This window comes from Pandoraea cepalis (assembly GCF_902459665.1).
Classification (GTDB): Bacteria; Pseudomonadota; Gammaproteobacteria; order Burkholderiales; family Burkholderiaceae; genus Pandoraea; species Pandoraea cepalis.
Window position 1 is genome coordinate 526,997 of record NZ_CABPSL010000001.1, and the last position, 15,718, is coordinate 542,714.

A 15,718-nucleotide genomic window follows, 5' to 3' on the forward strand; every position below is an offset into this window, starting at 1 on the left:
AAGACGACGGGAGGTCGACATGGCGGAGAAGCAAATTGACGCGGTACGCGAACGCGAGTCGGCGCGCTTTGACGCGATGGTCGAAGGGGATGTCGAACAACTCGACGCCCTCTTGGCCGACGGTCTCCACTACGTTCATTCGAATGGCAAACGCGAAAGCAAACGCGAATTTCTCGACGCGCTCACCTCGGGCCGCCGTCGTTACCTCGACATCGATATCCGCGCACAGGAACTGCGCCAGTTCGGCGACACCGTGGTCGTCACGGGCAAGCTGAAGGTCGAACTGGAAACCGCCACCGGCTCGCTCGAGTCGCAAATGGCTTATACGGCGGTGCACGTGCTTGAGGCCAACGAATGGCACCTCATTTCGTGGCAGGCGACTCGTATGGCGTCGACCGACTGAATCGCCAGTATTTCGTCAGGCCGATTAGGCCCCGCGTTCCCCTGGCACTCGCTGGATATGTGCCCCAAAACAGCATATTTGATTAATTTCGGAATGAATTGTTCCGAAAATTATTGATTGTGCTCGGGTGCGGGCGTCGAAGTCCAGGGGGTGGCTCGCCGTTGCGCTCGAGCGTCGCTGGCGCGCGTGCGACGGCTTTCTATTGGATGCGCCCCAGTGCCTGACGAATCACCTCGACTTGCCGGGCGATCGGCGCGGGCACGGCAACGGCGCCGGCCAGCACCGCTTCAATCCACTGCGCGGTTGCCGGTGCGTCGGCCGCCGGGAGCATCGGCGGCGTGCCCGTCGCACCGTCTTCCGCTTCCTGCCAAAGTTGGTAAGCCCCATCCGAAAAGCCGTCGATGGCGGCCTGACGGCGGGCATCCGCGACCGGTTCGCCTTCCGTGCCACGCGCGAGCAGCACGCCCGGCGCCGGACTGTTGGCCGTGTCGGCAAACATCTCACTGAGCGTTTCGCGATATTCCGGGTGCGTGTAATTCACGAGCCGCAACGCGGGGCCGGCAAACGGCTGCAACAACTTCACCACGGTGTGGCCGGAGTTGCGAACACCCAGCGCCGAACGCATCTCCAGCAGTCGCTCCAGCGCCGGGGAAAGCGCCGCGATCGGCAGATAGGCGACACGACGCGTTCGCAGTGCCGCCTCGGCCTCGGTCGCCGATTGACAGGCGGCATGACCCAGTGCGGTAAAGATCGCCTGGGAGCCCACGCGATTCGCGCCGCTGTGATGCTGACCGTGCACGAGTACCGGAATCCCCTCGCGGGCGAGCAGCAAGGCAAGCAGCGGCGTGAGGTTCGGTTGCTTGCGCGCGCCGTTGTAACTGGGCAGCAGCACCGGTGGCGGGGCGTCGGTGGGGGCGGTGAGCGGCGTAAATGTCGCGTGTGCGGCGTCGAGCATCGCGCGCAGTTCGACCGGCGTTTCCCCCTTGATGCGATAGGCGATCAGAACCCCGCCCAGCTCCGCCGGGGCCACGCGGCCGGCGAGGATGGCGTCGAACAGGGTACGCGTCTCGTCGGCGTTGAGCGCCCGTGCGCCTTTCGCCCCGCGAGCGATGATTTTGAGCAGCGGTGCACAGGCGAAAGGAGCGGCAGAGGTCATGGCACGTCGGCGTTGGGGTCGCGGGGGCGGTGCAGGGGACGGGCGAGCCGCTGTGATCCTGCCGCCGGATATCCATCCATCATACGCAATCAAGTGTCATCGCGGCCAGCGCTTGAAGTACCATTTCGTGTTCAGACGCGGCCCCTGAGGCTTGATGCCGGCGCCGCGCCTTCCCCAATTTCGCCTCCGAGGTCAGCCATGTCCACGCTGTATAGCTATTTCCGCAGTTCCGCCGCGTATCGCGTGCGGATCGCCCTGAATTTGAAGGGCCTCGATTACGAGACCGTGCCGGTGCATCTGGTGCGCGAAGGCGGCGAGCAGCGCAAACCGGCGTACCTTGCGCTCAACGTCAACGGATTGGTGCCGACGTTCGTCGACGAGGGTGTGAACCTTCATCAATCGCTGGCCATCATCGAGTATCTCGAAGACGTGCATCCGACGCCTGCGCTCCTGCCGGCCGACCCGGTGGCGCGCGCTCAGGTGCGGGCACTGGCGCTCGACATCGCCGCGGACATCCACCCGATCGACAACCTGCGCGTGCTGCGTTACCTCAAGCACGACCTGGGGGTGACCGACGCGCAGAAGGATGCGTGGTATGTCCACTGGGTCGTGGAGGGTTTCACGGCGCTGGAAGCCCGCCTGGCGGCGCAGTCGCCGCAAGGCAGGTTCACCTTTGGCGACACCCCGACGCTCGCGGATTGCTGCCTCGTGCCGCAGGTCTACAACGCGAACCGATTCAAGGTAGACATGACGCGCTTCCCGCGAATTGCCGCCGTCAACGCGCACTGCCTGACACTTGACGCCTTCCGCCGGGCCACGCCAGAAGCGCAACCCGACGCCGAGTAAGCCGCACGATGGTCGATCCCGCGTTCTGGCGGGGCATGGCGCTGGGCGCCAGCCTCATCATGGCCATTGGCGCGCAGAATGCGTTCGTGCTGCGTCAGGGCATTCTTCGACGCCATGTCGGCGTGGTCGTGGCTGTCTGCGCAATTTGCGACATGGTCTTGATCGCGGCGGGGGTCGCGGGCATGGGCGGTTTGATCGCCGCCTATCCGCGCTTCCTGACGGCCGTGACGTGGGGCGGCGCCGCGTTTCTGTTCTGGTACGGTCTGCGCGCGTGGCGTGCCGCGTTGCGCGGTGCGGGCGCCTTGCAGGCCGACGGCAGCCGCGCGGCTACGCAGGACATGACCTGGCAGCGAGCGTTCGTGCTCGTGTTGATGCTCTCGTTACTCAATCCGCACGTTTATCTCGACACGGTGATTCTGCTGGGCGGCATCGGCGCGCGCGAGGTGCCGCCCGGGAATGCGTGGTTTGCCGTGGGCGCGATGACCGCCTCCGTTTTCTGGTTCACCGCGCTTGGCTATGGCGCCCGGTTGCTTGCGCCGCTGTTTGCGCGCGCGCGGGCATGGCAGATCCTCGATGGGATCGTCGGCATGATGATGTGGGGGCTCTGCGCAGGACTCGTCGCGCAGCAGTGGTAATGCGTTGTTATCGGGCGGCGCTGTCTTGCGCCGCCGGAAAAGGTAACGGCCCGCCGCGTGATGCGGGCGGGCCGTTGGCAGTGTGGCCGGCGGATGCGCTTGACTGAGTTGGCTGAGTTAGCCGAGCAAGGCGTCGGCGAATTCGCGCGCCGAGAACGGCTGCAGATCCTCGACCTTTTCGCCCACGCCGATGAAGTACACCGGCACCGGACGCTGACGCGCAATGGCGGCGAGAATGCCGCCCTTGGCCGTGCCGTCGAGCTTTGTCACGATGAGGCCGGTGAGTTGCAGCGCGTCGTCGAACGCCTTGACCTGCGTGAGCGCGTTTTGTCCCGTGTTGGCGTCGATCACGAGCAGCACCTCGTGCGGTGCGCCCTCGGCAGCTTTGCCCAACACGCGCCTGATCTTCTTCAACTCTTCCATCAGATGCAACTGTGTGGGCAGTCGGCCGGCGGTGTCGGCCATCACGATGTCGATCTTGCGCGCGCGTGCGGCAGTCACAGCGTCGAACACGACGGCGGCCGGGTCGCCGTTCTCCTGTGAGACGACCGCGACGTTGTTGCGCTCGCCCCAGATCGCCAGTTGTTCTCGTGCCGCCGCGCGGAAGGTGTCGCCGGCGGCGAGCAGCACGGACTGGCCGTAGTGCTGGAAGTGTTTGGCGAGCTTGCCGATGCTTGTCGTCTTGCCTGCGCCGTTCACGCCCGCGATCATCACGACCATCGGCGACTCGCGACCGAGAACCAGGCTCTGTTCCAACGGCTGCAGCAATTCGACCAGCAGATCGTGCAGCGCGCGCTTGACCTGCTCGCCTTCGGTCAGCCGGTCAGTCTTGACCTTCTTGCGCAGGGCGCCGATCAGGAAAGCCGTGGCTTCCACGCCGGCGTCGCTCATTAGCAGCGCGTCTTCCAGTTCCTCGAACAGGTTCTCGTCGACTTTCACGCCGATGAAGATGCCCGTGAGACCGGCGCTCGTCTTCGACAGTCCCGCCTTCAGGCGCGTGAGCCAGGAGCGCTTGGCGGCCGGGGCTTGGGCAGGCGCCGCGACGATCTCGCCGATGGCGTCGCCGTGGGCATCCTTGACAACGACGGCCGGAGGCGGTGCGGCCGGCTCGATCGACGATATCGGCGCAATGGGCTCAATCGGCTCGACGGGTTCCGCCAGTTCCGCCTGTTCGGGCGCGATTTGCGGCGCAATCGTGGGTGTGGACTGCGCCGGCGTGATGAGCGATGGGACATTCGCCTGCGCCGGCTCGGACGGCACCGCATTTTGGACCGGGGTGACGGGCGGGGGCGGGGCGTCGATGGGTGCGGTGGGTGCCTGCGCGGCTTCGGCCGGCACGCTAGCGGGCACGACGGCCGGTGCGATGTCGGCCTTCGCCGCAGCGTCTTCGACCGGCAAGCTTGGCGAAGCGGGCGTTTCCGGGATTTCCGGCGATGGCGCCAGCGCGTCGGACGCGAGGGATTCGGTCGATGCGGGACTCGTCTCGGCGGCTTTGTTACCGCCCGACTTGAAGCGCTTGAAGAAACTGAACATGGGGTGAAGAACTCGACGTGGGCGCACGCGGTCGGCGTGCGTCTGTGATTTGTCTTGCCATTCGCGCCGCACAAAACGCCCTACAATGGGCGGGTCGTGATTTCCGACGCGGGAAATGCGACGTATTTTATCAGACGCGAATCAACGTCCGTGACGGGCGAAAGGGGATCCATGACGGGAACCATGCGCTGGCGACATACCTTGGCCGGACTCATCCTGGCCAGTGTGGCATGCCTGAGCCAGGCGGCCGACACCGCCGGCAGCAAAACGGCGGATAACACGTCGGAATTCACGTTATCGAACGGGCTGCGGCTGATCGTGCGCGAAGACCACCGGGCACCGACGGTGGCCCATGTGGTTTGGTATCGCGCGGGCTCGCTCGACGAATTCAACGGCACGACGGGTGTGGCCCACGTGCTCGAACACATGATGTTCAAGGGCACCAAGGCTGTCGGGCCGGGCCAGTTTTCGCGTCAGGTGGCGGCGCTGGGTGGCCGCGAAAATGCGTTCACCAGCAAGGACTACACCGGCTACTTCGAGCAGACGGAGAAGTCGCGTCTGCCGGAGATGATGCGTCTCGAGGCCGACCGCATGGCCAACCTCACGCTCTCCGGCGACGAGTTCGCCAAAGAGATCCAGGTGGTCATGGAGGAGCGCCGGCTGCGCACGGACGATCAGCCGCGCGCGTTGCTCTACGAGCAACTGATGGCCTCGGCGCTCGTTGCCAATCCCTATCGTCGCCCAATCGTCGGCTGGATGGACGACCTTCAGCACATGACCGTCCAGGATGCACGCGACTGGTATGCGCGCTGGTACGCGCCGAACAATGCGGTGGTGGTCGTGAGCGGCGATGTCGATCCCGCGCAGGTCAAGCAACTCGCCGAGACCTATTACGGCCCGCTCAAGCCGCATGCGTTGCCCGATCGGCGTCCTCAGAACGAGCCGGCACAACTCGGCGTGCGCCGGGTGTTCGTGAAAGCACCGGCCGAGAATCCACACGTGATGCTCGCGTGGCGCGCGCCCCGTCTGACCGACGTCGAAAAGGACGACGACGTCTATGCGTTGCAGGTGCTCGCCGCCGTGCTCGACGGCTATGGCAATGCGCGTCTGACGAGCCGTCTCGTGCGCGAGCAACGCATCGCGAACGATGTTGGTGCCAACTACGATGGCGTGGGCCGTGGCCCGCAATTCTTCCTTCTCGACGGCACCCCCGCGAAGGACAAGACGCCTGAGCAGCTCGAGAAGGCGCTTCGCGCGCAGGTGGCCGATATTGCGGCGCATGGTGTGACCGCGGCGGAACTTGGGCGCGTGAAGGCGCAGGTCGTTGCCTCGCAAATCTACAAACGCGACTCGGTGTTCGGCCAGGCGATGGAGATCGGTCTGAACGAAATGTCGGGTATCTCGTGGCGGCAGATCGATCGCATGCTCGACAAGGTGAAGGCGGTCACGCCGGCACAGGTGCAGGCGGTGGCCGGCAAGTACTTCGGCGATGCGTCCCTGACTGTGGCGACGCTGGTTCCCCAGCCCATCGACGAAGCGACACGAAAGCGCCGCGCCCAAGGGGCGGAAGACTTGAAGAACATGCGCTGAGAGGGCCACACGATGATGAAAATTTCCGCACTGTTGCGTGCGTTCTCTGTGCCTGCGCGCACGGGCTTTACCGCGAGCGTTGCTGCCGTTGCCGCGGGCGCCGCGGGCGCGATTATTGCCGTCACGCCGCTGAGTGCTCGCGCGGCGCTGCCGATTCAAAGCTGGGTGGCGCCGTCGGGCGCCAAGGTGATGTTCGTCGAGAGTCGTTCGATCCCGATGATCGACCTGAACATCGATTTCGATGCCGGCAGTCGCTACGATCCGCCGGGGAAGTCCGGTCTGGCGATGCTCACGGCGGGCTTGCTCGACGCGGGCGCGTCCGCCGCAGCCGGGCGCCCCGCGCTGACCGAGGCGCAGATTGCCGATCGCTTTGCCGACGTGGGCGCGATGGAAGCGACAAGTGCCGGACGCGATGCCGCGACCGTCACCCTGCGCACGCTGTCGTCAGCGACCGAACGCGATGCGGCGGTCGGCGCGATGGCGCAGTTTCTGCAACATCCTACGTTCCCCGATGCGGTGCTCAAGCGGGAAGCGGCGCGTCTGTCGGCGGCGATTGCGGAATCCGATACGAAGCCCGAGGCGATTGCCGAGAAGGCATTTCGCCGCGCGATCTACGGCAGCCATCCGTATGGTGTCAGCCCGACGGTGGCGAGTGTGAACGCCGTGAAGCGCGACGATCTGGTGCGTTTCTACCGCGACATGTACAGCCCGAAGCGGGCGGTCGTGACGATAGTCGGCGACATCGATCGAGCGCAGGCGGAGGCGCTCGTCGCCACGCTGACCGACGCCATGCCCGTGGGCGTGACGCCGCCGGCGATGCCGCCGGTCGCGTCGTTGGGCCGTGCCGTGCAGATCGATCTGCCGCACCCGGCCGAGCAGGCGCACATTGTGACGGGGCAGGCGTCGGTGGCGCGCAGTGATCCCGACTACTTCCCGTTGCTCGTGGGTAACTATGTCCTGGGCGGCGGGGGCTTCGTGTCGCGCTTGACGGCGGAGGTGCGCGAAAAACGCGGACTGACGTACGGCGTGTCGAGTGGCTTCATGCCGCAGTTGCAGGAGGGGCCGTTCGAGATCAGTTTGCAGACGCGCCGCGAGCAGGCACCGGAGGCGCTCAAGGTCGTGCGTGAAACGCTCGCCAAGTTCGTCCAGGACGGGCCGACCGACGCGGAGATGCAGGCCGCCAGGGACAACCTGACCAACGGCTTCCCGCTGCGACTCGACAGTAATCGAAAGCTGCTGGCGAACGTGGCCGCTATCGGCTTCTATCACCTGCCGCTGGACTACCTCGATACGTGGACCCGCAACGTTGAAGCCGTGACCGCCGCGCAGGTAAAGAGCGCCTTCGCGCGTCACGTGGCGCCGGACCGGCTCGTCACGGTCGTCGTGGGGCCGAGCGACGTCTTCGGCGGCGCAAGCGCAGGCGCGGCGGCGCCCAGCGGCAAATCTTCGGTACGCACGCAAACGAAATAATCGTCGCATCGTCGTGGGATTGACGCGACGTATTGACATACGACATACGACAGACGGCACCGACAGCTTTCGGTGCCGTTTTTCGTTGGCTTGCGTGAGCGGGCCGAAAGGTACGGCGTGGCGTTACCGAAGAATGCGCCTGCGCAGCAGTACGAGTGCCGCGGCGAACCCGACGACCGCATAGATGGCGAGCGCGCTTGCATGCAGCCATGGCAGGTCGATGGGGCGTCCGAGCATGGCGGGGCGGATCAGCGCCACCGCGTGGGCCAGGGGCAGCCATTCAGTGACGTGACGGGCTGCCGCCGGCAGTTGCGCCAAGGGGAAGAACACCCCCGAGAGCAGCAGCATCGGTGTCATGACCAGCGTCTGGTAAAACATGAAGAAGTCATAGCTCGGCGCGAGCGCCGTCATCACCATCGCCAGACTGGCGAACGCGAGCCCCGCCAGCAGGATCGCCGGCAGTACGACAGGCATGCTGTCGATGCGCGCGTAGCCGAGTGCGCTGGCCACCAGCAGGATCGCGACACCTGAGAGCACGGCCTTGCTCGCAGCCCACACCACTTCGCCGAGCACTACGTCGCCCAGCGTAAGCGGCGTGTGCATGAGCGCTTCCCACGTGCGCTGCACATGCATGCGCGAGAAGCCCGAGTACATCGATTCGAAGCTGGCGGAGAACATCACGCTTGAGCCAACGGTCCCGGCGGCGAGAAACGCAATGTATGAGGTGCCGTCGACCTCGCCGACCATCATGCCGAGGCCGAACCCCAGCCCGAAGAGGTAGATCATCGGGTCAGCCAGATTGCCGAACAGCGACGCGATGGCGAGCTTGCGCCAGACAAGGAAGTTGCGCCGCCAGACGCCCATCCACGGCGAGATGCCGGGCAGGTAGCGAGGCGTCTCCGGGGGGCGTTCGTGGGGTGGGCCAGCGCGGTGCGCGCCCGCCGTCGAGACTGCCGCGCTGTCGCCGGTATCACCCGTATCGCCGGTGTCGCGTGTTTCGGGTGTGTCGAGCATGGGATGGTCACGCTCAGTCATCGCGCATCTCCCGGCCGGTGAGTTTGAGAAAGACGTCTTCCAGATTGGCTCGCCGATGCAGATATCGAACGCCGGGCTGTTCTTGCAGCGCTGCAACGACCGGCACCGCGTCGCGCACATAGCAGAAGTGGGTCTCGCCACTTGTCTCGATGCGGTCGGCCAGTGGCGTCAGGCGCGCGAGCAGGGCTTGCGGCACGTCGCCGAACACCTCCACGACATCGCAGCCGATTTCGCGCGCAACAAGTTCGGGCGGCGTGCCCTCGGCGATCTTGCGGCCGGCGTCGATCACGCACAGACGATGGCACAGGCGCTCGGCTTCTTCCATGAAGTGCGTCGTGAGCAGAATCGTTTTGCCCTCGTTCATCAGCGACTTGAGCCGTTCCCAGATCAGGTGGCGAGCTTGCGGATCGAGGCCCGTCGTGGGCTCGTCGAGTACAAGCACATCGGGATTGTTGATGAGCGCCCGGGCGAGTGTGAGACGTCGTTTCATGCCGCCTGAGAGTTGGCCGACGCGGGCATCTGCCTTCGACTCGAGTCGCGCGAACGCGAGCAGGGCGGGCACGCGTTCCCGAAGCTCGGCAGAGGAGAGTCCGAAATAGCGTCCGAAGACCGCGAGGTTCTCGCGCACGGTGAAGTCGGGGTCGAGGTTGTCGAATTGCGGCACGACACCGACGCGGCGTCGCGCCTGTGGCGCCTGTCGCGGCACGGACAGGCCACCGAGACGGATTTCACCGCTGTCGGGCGTGACCAGGCCCAGCAGCATGCGCAACGTGGTGGTCTTGCCGGCCCCGTTGGGCCCGAGCAAGCCGAAGCACTCGCCCGGCGCGACGCGCAGCGAAAGATGGTCGACCACGGGACGGCCGTCATAGGCCTTGCACAGCTCAATTACCTCGATGGCGGCGTCGGTCATGGCGAATCGGGTGGTTTCCTGTGATGCCCTGCCGGGCGCGTCGTCGTTGTGCCACTGGCGTCGAGGCAGACGCTCGCCGCTCGGGATCGACGCATCGTCTGCCATCGTATGCCTTGATGGGGCAGGTCTTGCGGGCGATGTGGTATGTTTCGCCTCAACAATGTAGCGTGAATTGTCATGATTTTGGATTCCTGGCGTGCGCAGCCGCGCGCGCGAACTCATTTTTGCACGGGTGACGGTGTCTCCGGCAAGGCTGTCCTGCGGGGAACACGATGAAGTCCGGTTCGGGAAACGTGGCACGCGGCGCGCCGCAGCAGGTGCGCATCATTGGCGGCCAGTGGAAGCGTACGCCGCTGCCGGTGCCGTCGGGCGAAGGCCTGCGGCCCACGCCTGACCGTGTGCGGGAAACCCTGTTCAATTGGCTGGGTCAGGATCTGGGCGGCATGCGGTGCCTCGACGCGTTCGCGGGCAGCGGCGCGCTGGGATTCGAGGCCGCCTCGCGGGGTGCCGCCCGCGTGCTGATGGTTGAGCACGCCGCGCGGGCCGTTCGGCAACTGCGTGCCAATCAGGACAAACTCGGGGCCGATCAGATCGAGATCGTGCAGGCCGATGCCCGCCGCCTGATAACCACACTCCCGCCCGGGGCTTTCGACGTGGTGTTTCTCGATCCGCCGTTTGCGAGCGGCTGGATGAACGACCTGCTGGCGCCTGCGGCCCGTCTGCTCGCCCCTGGCGGGGTGATCTACGCCGAATCGGACATCGCGCTGGAGGACGACGCACTGGCGGTGCTCGACCTCGCATGCCTGCGACGGGCGAAAGCCGGGGCCGTGCATTATCATTTGCTTGAATCGATACCGAAAACCTAGAGACCACAATGAACAAGTACGCAGCACAGGTCCCCAGCCGCGAGGAGACGTTGGCATGGTAGTGGCGATTTATCCGGGGACGTTCGACCCGTTGACCCGAGGACATGAAGATCTGGTCCGCCGTGCGGCAGGGATTTTCGACAAGCTCGTCGTCGGCGTGGCGGATAGCCGAAACAAGAAGCCGTTCTTCTCACTGGAAGAGCGCATCGACATCGCGCGCGAAGTGCTGGGTCACTATCCGAACGTCAGCGTGGAAGGGTTTTCCGGGCTGCTCAAGGACTTCGTGCGCAAGCACCAGGCCCGTGTGATCGTGCGCGGCCTGCGCGCCGTGTCCGACTTCGAGTACGAGTTCCAGATGGCCGGGATGAACCGCTATCTGTTGCCCGATGTGGAAACGATGTTCATGACGCCGTCTGACCAGTACCAGTTCATCTCGGGCACGATCGTGCGCGAGATCGCGCAACTGGGCGGCGACGTCAGCAAGTTCGTGTTTCCTTCCGTCGAAAAATGGCTGATGACGAAAGTCGGCAGCCTGCCGACGAACGGATGAGTATCGCGTACGCCGGCCCGGCCCTTGCGGCTGACCGGCGTTGCGATACGGCTGGAGGTGCCGTATGGCCTTGATGATTACCGATGAATGCATCAATTGCGACGTGTGCGAGCCGGAGTGCCCGAACGACGCGATTTCGATGGGGGTCGAGATTTACGAGATCGATCCGAACAAGTGCACCGAGTGTGTGGGGCACTTCGATGAACCGCAGTGCGTGCAGGTGTGTCCGGTGGAGTGCATTCCCATCAACCCCGAACACGTCGAGACGCCCGAGCAATTGCTCGAGAAGTACACCCATCTGCAAGCGGCCAAGACGGCCTGAGCGGCGTGCCGGCCAAGCCAGCCGCGCACTGCGCGCGGCAGGGCCGCTTACTTCCCCGGTGCGGCGTGCAGGCGCATCATTGCCTTTTCCATCTCGCCTTTGACGACCTGATCGACGATGTCGAGCGAGCGCGACATCGCGTCGTCGATCTGCGCCTGCTCTTCCTTGCGCGGCGGCTTGAGCACGAAGTCCACGACCTGCTGTTGGCTGCCCGTCGGCTGAAGCGTGCGCGGATGGCCGATGCCCAGACGCAGACGCCAGAACTCGGGCGTCGTCAGATGCGCGGCGATGTCCTTCAGTCCGTTGTGACCACCGCTGCCCCCACCACGCTTGAGTTTCACCGTGCCGGGCAGCAGATCGAGTTCGTCGTGCACGACGAGGATTTCATCCGGCAGGATCTTGTAGAAGCGTGCGAGCGCCACAACCGACTGCCCCGAGCGGTTCATGAAGGTCTGCGGCTCGAGCAACCAGACTTCCTGGCCGGCGATGCGTGTGCGCGCTGCAAAGCCGTGGAAGTTCTTCTGGTTCGTGAGCGACGCACCGCATTGCTGCGCCAACGCGTCGACGAACCAGAAGCCGGCGTTGTGACGCGTTGCTGTGTATTCGGCGCCCGGATTGCCGAGCCCTACGATCAGCTTGATCATTTCGGTATCACGATCTTGGCGCGCGCCGAATCGGCATGCGCACCGCCATAAAAAAACCCGCCGGACATGACGTCGCGGCGGGTCTTGCGTCCAGCGTCGCCGCTGAAGGCTAACGCGCGGGCCTTAGGCGGCCGGCGCTGCACCTTCGGCAGCCGGAGCAGCCGCTTCGTCAGCAGCAGCACCTGCCGGTTGGACGGCTTGCGCGACCACCGGGTTTTCTTGCTCGACGTGCAGCGTGAGCGTCACGCCGGCGGGCAGCTTGACGTCCTTGGCGTGCACCGTCTTGCCCGCTTCCAGGGTCGACAGGTCGACTTCCAGGAATTCCGGCAGCTTGCCCGGCAGGCAGTTCACGTCGAGTTCGTTCACGGTGTGGCTGATCACGTTCGACGCCAGCTTCACGGCCGGGGCGTTCTCAGCACCCAGGAAGTGCAGGGGCACCTTCACGTGAATCGACTTGTTCGGATCGACACGTTGGAAATCCACGTGCAGAACCAATTGCTTGAACGGGTGGTACTGCACATCGCGCAGCAGCACTTGTTCGGTCTGGCCGGCAACTTCCAGCTCGAGAATCGACGAGTGGAACGCTTCCTTGCGCAGGGCATGCCACAGCGCATTGTGATCGAGTTCGATCATCTTCGGATCAACGTTTCCACCGTACACGATGCCCGTGGTCTTACCGGCATTGCGCAGGCGGCGGCTCGCACCCGTACCTTGCAGATTACGCTCAAAAGCGACGACTTTCATAACAACTCCTTGGACTGCCCGCGACCAGGCAGCGATAGCTTCCCAAATGCCGTGCAAAAAACATCGGCTTCAGGAATGACAAAGGCGGGGAGACGCTCCCCGCCGACACAACAACGGCGCCACACAGGCGCCGTCGCAAAAATTTACCGAACGCTTATTCCGCGAACAGCGACATGACCGAGTCGCCACGACGGATACGCGAGAACGTCTCGGCGAGCAAATTGGCGCAGCTCAACTGGCGGATCTTGCCACCCTTCGAGTCGTCGCGCAGCGCGATCGTGTCCGTCACGACCACTTCGTCGAGTTCCGACGCGTTGATGCGCGCCGCCGCACCGCCGGAAAGCACCGGGTGCGTGCAGTACGCATAGACCTTCTGTGCGCCACGTTCCTTCAGCACCTGCGCGGCTTTGCACAGCGTGCCGGCCGTGTCGACCATATCGTCCATGATGACGCAGGTGCGGCCTTCGACTTCACCGATGATGTTCATCACTTCGGCGACGTTGGCCTTCGGACGACGCTTGTCGATGATCGCCAGATCGCAATGCAGTTGCTTGGCGAGCGCACGCGCACGCACCACACCGCCAACGTCCGGCGAGACCACCAGCAGGTTTTCGTGGTTCTGCGCGCGCACATCGGCCAGCAGCAGCGGCGAGGCGTAGATGTTGTCGACCGGGATATCGAAGAAACCCTGAATCTGGTCCGCGTGCAGGTCCATCGTGATGATGCGCTCGACGCCCGCGATTTGCAGCATGTTGGCGACGACCTTCGCCGAGATCGCCACACGCGCCGAACGGGGGCGGCGATCTTGACGGGCATAGCCGAAATACGGGATGGCAGCGGTGATCCGGCCGGCAGACGCGCGCTTGAGCGCATCGACCATGATCATCAGTTCCATCAGGTTGTCGTTGGTCGGCGCGCACGTCGACTGGAGGACGAAGACGTCCTTGCCGCGCACGTTTTCCTGGATTTCGACCTGGATCTCACCGTCCGAGAACCGGCTCGCCATGGCCTTGCCGAGGGGAATGCCGAGAGTGTCGACGACCGCTTGGGCCAGGGCGGGATTGGCGTTCCCGGTGAATACCATTAGGTTATCACTACTCATCTGGCTACCTGCGGAACGTTGGGATGCTGAGACTGCACGACAGAGAAATTGGCAGGGGAGGAAGGACTCGAACCCTCGTATGCCGGAATCAAAATCCGGTGCCTTAACCAACTTGGCGACTCCCCTACACTAACCGTTGCCCTTGCCGCGTCGTAGGAAACGCAACAAAGTAAAACCCTTCACGCGAAGGCGAACAGCGGGTGTTCGGCCAGACTGGCGGTCACTTGACCCAGCCAGCGCTCTGGCAATCGCTGGTATGCCGCTTCCGCCTCTGCCTTCGTGTCGAATGCTGCAAACACACTGGCGCCGGATCCCGTCATACGTGCGGTGGTGAAGGTGCTGAACCAGTCAATCACCGCAGCGACTTCCGCGTATTCTCGAATCACTGCCGCTTGCATGTCGTTACGGAAAATTTCATCCGTTCCTAACACGTTTTTGCTGGTGTGTTCGAGAAAGAACGCCATTGTGACGATCTTCGAATCCCTTGTCAACAGTGGATCGCGAAATATTTTGTCGGTCGCGACGTGGACGCGCGGGTTGACCACGAGGAAGTACCGGTGCGGCAAATCCACGGCGTGCAATTCCTCGCCCAGCCCTTCGGCGAACGCATTGCGGCCGAAGACGAAAAACGGCACGTCGGCCCCGAGTTGCAGGGCGAGCGCCTGAAGTTCCGCGCGCGGCAGATCGAGTTGCCACATGCGATTGAGTGCGAGCAGCGTCGTCGCGGCGTCGGAGCTGCCGCCGCCGATGCCGCCACCGGCCGGCAGCCGCTTCTCGATGGCAATCTCCACCCCGAAGCGCACGCCGCAATGGTGCTGCAGAAGGCGGGCGGCGCGCACCGTCAGATCCGTCTCAGCGGGCACCCCCGGCAGCGGGTTCGTGTGAACGATCCGTCCATCGTCGCGACGCGCGAAATGCAGCGTATCGGCCCAGTCGATCAGCTGGAAGACAGTCTGCAGCTCGTGATAGCCGTTCGGCCGGCGTCCCACGATGTGCAGGAACAGGTTCAGCTTGGCCGGAGCCGGGCAGTCACGCAGGATTTCGTACATGGCGATGCAAAACGATGGCTAACGAGCGTCGACGCCGCAATGTCGCAACGTCGGTGTCTGGAGACGGGGACTTCCCCGCGCAATTCGATCCCTTTGCTCAAGGCGCGCGTGGCACTCGACGTGCGCTGGACCGGGCGGCGCCAAGCATAGCACCGTCGCAACAAGCGCGCCCAAGTGGCCGTCGATGCCGCCGATGTCGCCGAAGCGATGGCGGTACCCGGCCCAATCGGCGTCGCTCGACCTTACTCGTCGATCACGAGCCGCACAGCGAGCGGCGACCCGTCGAGATCGCGAGACAGGTCGATGCGCTTGACGCGTAGTGGCGGCGCGCCGTCGAAAAAGGCCTGATAGTCGATCGTCCACCCGTCCTGCTTCAAATGCGTCGGCCGTTGTGTCTGGGGATCGCGCTCGATGCTCGCCTGCGATCCCGGAGCGCCCTGCATCTGCAACCAGTAGCGCAGGCCGCCCACCGGCAGCGCGAAGCCCAGGGCGTCGTGCATGACATCTTCGAGGCGCGGGCCACTCAACGGTGCCTTGCCGGGTAATTCGAGCGACGCACGACGCGGATTCTCGCGCACGATCGCCTGGGTTTGTCCGAGCGGGTCGAGCAACTGGACGATCGCGTTGTCGCCATTCTGCTGCCAGTCGAAATTGCCGTAGGTGTTGCGCGTCTCGCCATTCTGCTCGTAACGCACGGAGAAGCGGCCACGGTAGTGTTCGACGCTGGCGCCCGCCGCCGACGTCACTGCGGTGGGCGGCGCGAGGCTCGCACAGCCGGCGACGAGCCCGGCGAGCGCACAGGCCAGCACCAGGGTCGTGGCGCGAGCCGAACGCGACGCCACGAGCGAAAACGGCGACCTCAT

At 64.6% G+C, this 15,718-nt stretch carries 18 protein-coding genes and 1 tRNA gene; 9 read left to right on the top strand and 10 right to left on the bottom strand.

All coding sequences use genetic code 11. The features are described from left to right. Positions 1–19: 19 nt before the first annotated feature. Positions 20–403 carry a nuclear transport factor 2 family protein gene (locus PCE31106_RS02430; protein WP_017232672.1) on the top strand — a complete coding sequence of 128 codons (384 nt, stop codon included), beginning with the start codon at positions 20–22 and terminating at the stop codon, positions 401–403. 199 nt (positions 404–602) lie between these two features. On the opposite strand, the gene ybiB is transcribed toward PCE31106_RS02430, so the two are convergent. Beyond that, positions 603–1,559, bottom strand: coding sequence for a DNA-binding protein YbiB (gene ybiB, locus PCE31106_RS02435; protein ID WP_150562264.1), 957 nt, complete (start codon positions 1,557–1,559; stop codon positions 603–605). 198 nt (positions 1,560–1,757) lie between these two features. On the opposite strand from ybiB, the gene maiA reads away from it, so the two are divergent. Next, a complete protein-coding gene (gene maiA, locus PCE31106_RS02440; protein WP_150562265.1) occupies positions 1,758–2,405 on the top strand; it encodes a maleylacetoacetate isomerase in 648 nt (215 codons plus the stop codon). 8 nt (positions 2,406–2,413) lie between these two features. Next, entirely contained in the window at positions 2,414–3,040 is a 627-nt protein-coding gene (locus PCE31106_RS02445) for a LysE/ArgO family amino acid transporter (RefSeq protein WP_150562266.1), read from the top strand. A 117-nt stretch (positions 3,041–3,157) separates the two neighbouring features. Here the strand turns inward: PCE31106_RS02445 and ftsY are convergent, their stop codons facing one another. Then, positions 3,158–4,573, bottom strand: a complete 1,416-nt coding sequence (ftsY, locus tag PCE31106_RS02450; protein ID WP_150562267.1) for a signal recognition particle-docking protein FtsY — start codon at positions 4,571–4,573, stop codon at positions 3,158–3,160. 171 nt (positions 4,574–4,744) lie between these two features. Between ftsY and PCE31106_RS02455 the strand changes: the two genes are divergently transcribed. Next, on the top strand, positions 4,745–6,163 hold the full coding sequence (locus tag PCE31106_RS02455; RefSeq protein WP_150562268.1) for a M16 family metallopeptidase: 1,419 nt from the start codon (positions 4,745–4,747) through the stop codon (positions 6,161–6,163). 12 nt (positions 6,164–6,175) lie between these two features. Then, the gene (locus PCE31106_RS02460; protein WP_150562269.1) at positions 6,176–7,633 is read left to right on the top strand and encodes a M16 family metallopeptidase; all 1,458 of its coding nucleotides are present in this window, start codon (positions 6,176–6,178) and stop codon (positions 7,631–7,633) included. A gap of 123 nt (positions 7,634–7,756) precedes the next feature. Here the strand turns inward: PCE31106_RS02460 and PCE31106_RS02465 are convergent, their stop codons facing one another. Together PCE31106_RS02465 and nodI are read right to left on the bottom strand one after the other, a co-directional pair. Beyond that, positions 7,757–8,647, bottom strand: a complete 891-nt coding sequence (locus PCE31106_RS02465) for an ABC transporter permease (RefSeq protein ID WP_437343788.1) — start codon at positions 8,645–8,647, stop codon at positions 7,757–7,759. A 13-nt stretch (positions 8,648–8,660) separates the two neighbouring features. Beyond that, entirely contained in the window at positions 8,661–9,578 is a 918-nt protein-coding gene (gene nodI, locus PCE31106_RS02470; RefSeq protein WP_150562525.1) for a nodulation factor ABC transporter ATP-binding protein NodI, read from the bottom strand. A gap of 272 nt (positions 9,579–9,850) precedes the next feature. Between nodI and rsmD the strand changes: the two genes are divergently transcribed. From rsmD to PCE31106_RS02485, 3 genes are all read left to right on the top strand, one after another. Beyond that, on the top strand, positions 9,851–10,444 hold the full coding sequence (gene rsmD, locus PCE31106_RS02475) for a 16S rRNA (guanine(966)-N(2))-methyltransferase RsmD (protein ID WP_017232663.1): 594 nt from the start codon (positions 9,851–9,853) through the stop codon (positions 10,442–10,444). 55 nt (positions 10,445–10,499) lie between these two features. Further along, positions 10,500–10,994 (top strand): pantetheine-phosphate adenylyltransferase, encoded by a 495-nt coding sequence (coaD, locus tag PCE31106_RS02480; protein WP_017232662.1) that lies wholly within the window; start codon positions 10,500–10,502, stop codon positions 10,992–10,994. 64 nt (positions 10,995–11,058) lie between these two features. Next, a complete protein-coding gene (locus PCE31106_RS02485; protein WP_017232661.1) occupies positions 11,059–11,316 on the top strand; it encodes a YfhL family 4Fe-4S dicluster ferredoxin in 258 nt (85 codons plus the stop codon). A gap of 47 nt (positions 11,317–11,363) precedes the next feature. Here PCE31106_RS02485 and pth read toward each other — a convergent pair whose 3' ends face one another. The 5 genes from pth to ispE all read right to left on the bottom strand — a co-directional run bounded on the left by pth (position 11,364) and on the right by ispE (position 14,795). After that, positions 11,364–11,960: an aminoacyl-tRNA hydrolase gene (gene pth / locus PCE31106_RS02490; RefSeq protein ID WP_130024767.1), complete on the bottom strand. Its 597-nt coding sequence runs from the start codon at positions 11,958–11,960 to the stop codon at positions 11,364–11,366. A gap of 123 nt (positions 11,961–12,083) precedes the next feature. Beyond that, complete coding sequence (locus PCE31106_RS02500; protein ID WP_017232659.1) at positions 12,084–12,704, bottom strand: 50S ribosomal protein L25/general stress protein Ctc; 621 nt, start codon at positions 12,702–12,704, stop codon at positions 12,084–12,086. A 154-nt stretch (positions 12,705–12,858) separates the two neighbouring features. Beyond that, positions 12,859–13,806: a ribose-phosphate pyrophosphokinase gene (locus PCE31106_RS02505; RefSeq protein WP_026131718.1), complete on the bottom strand. Its 948-nt coding sequence runs from the start codon at positions 13,804–13,806 to the stop codon at positions 12,859–12,861. Positions 13,807–13,855: 49 nt separating this feature from the next. Continuing rightward, positions 13,856–13,932: transfer RNA gene (locus tag PCE31106_RS02510), tRNA-Gln, on the bottom strand. Positions 13,933–13,985: 53 nt separating this feature from the next. Next, a complete protein-coding gene (ispE, locus tag PCE31106_RS02515; RefSeq protein ID WP_254440904.1) occupies positions 13,986–14,795 on the bottom strand; it encodes a 4-(cytidine 5'-diphospho)-2-C-methyl-D-erythritol kinase in 810 nt (269 codons plus the stop codon). Between ispE and PCE31106_RS24225 the strand changes: the two genes are divergently transcribed. Beyond that, positions 14,688–15,005, top strand: coding sequence for a hypothetical protein (locus PCE31106_RS24225; protein ID WP_254440914.1), 318 nt, complete (start codon positions 14,688–14,690; stop codon positions 15,003–15,005). The two genes, ispE and PCE31106_RS24225, sit on opposite strands and share 108 nt — an antisense overlap. Before the next feature lie 92 nt (positions 15,006–15,097). Here the strand turns inward: PCE31106_RS24225 and PCE31106_RS02520 are convergent, their stop codons facing one another. Next, positions 15,098–15,718 carry an outer membrane lipoprotein LolB gene (locus PCE31106_RS02520; RefSeq protein ID WP_150562273.1) on the bottom strand — a complete coding sequence of 207 codons (621 nt, stop codon included), beginning with the start codon at positions 15,716–15,718 and terminating at the stop codon, positions 15,098–15,100.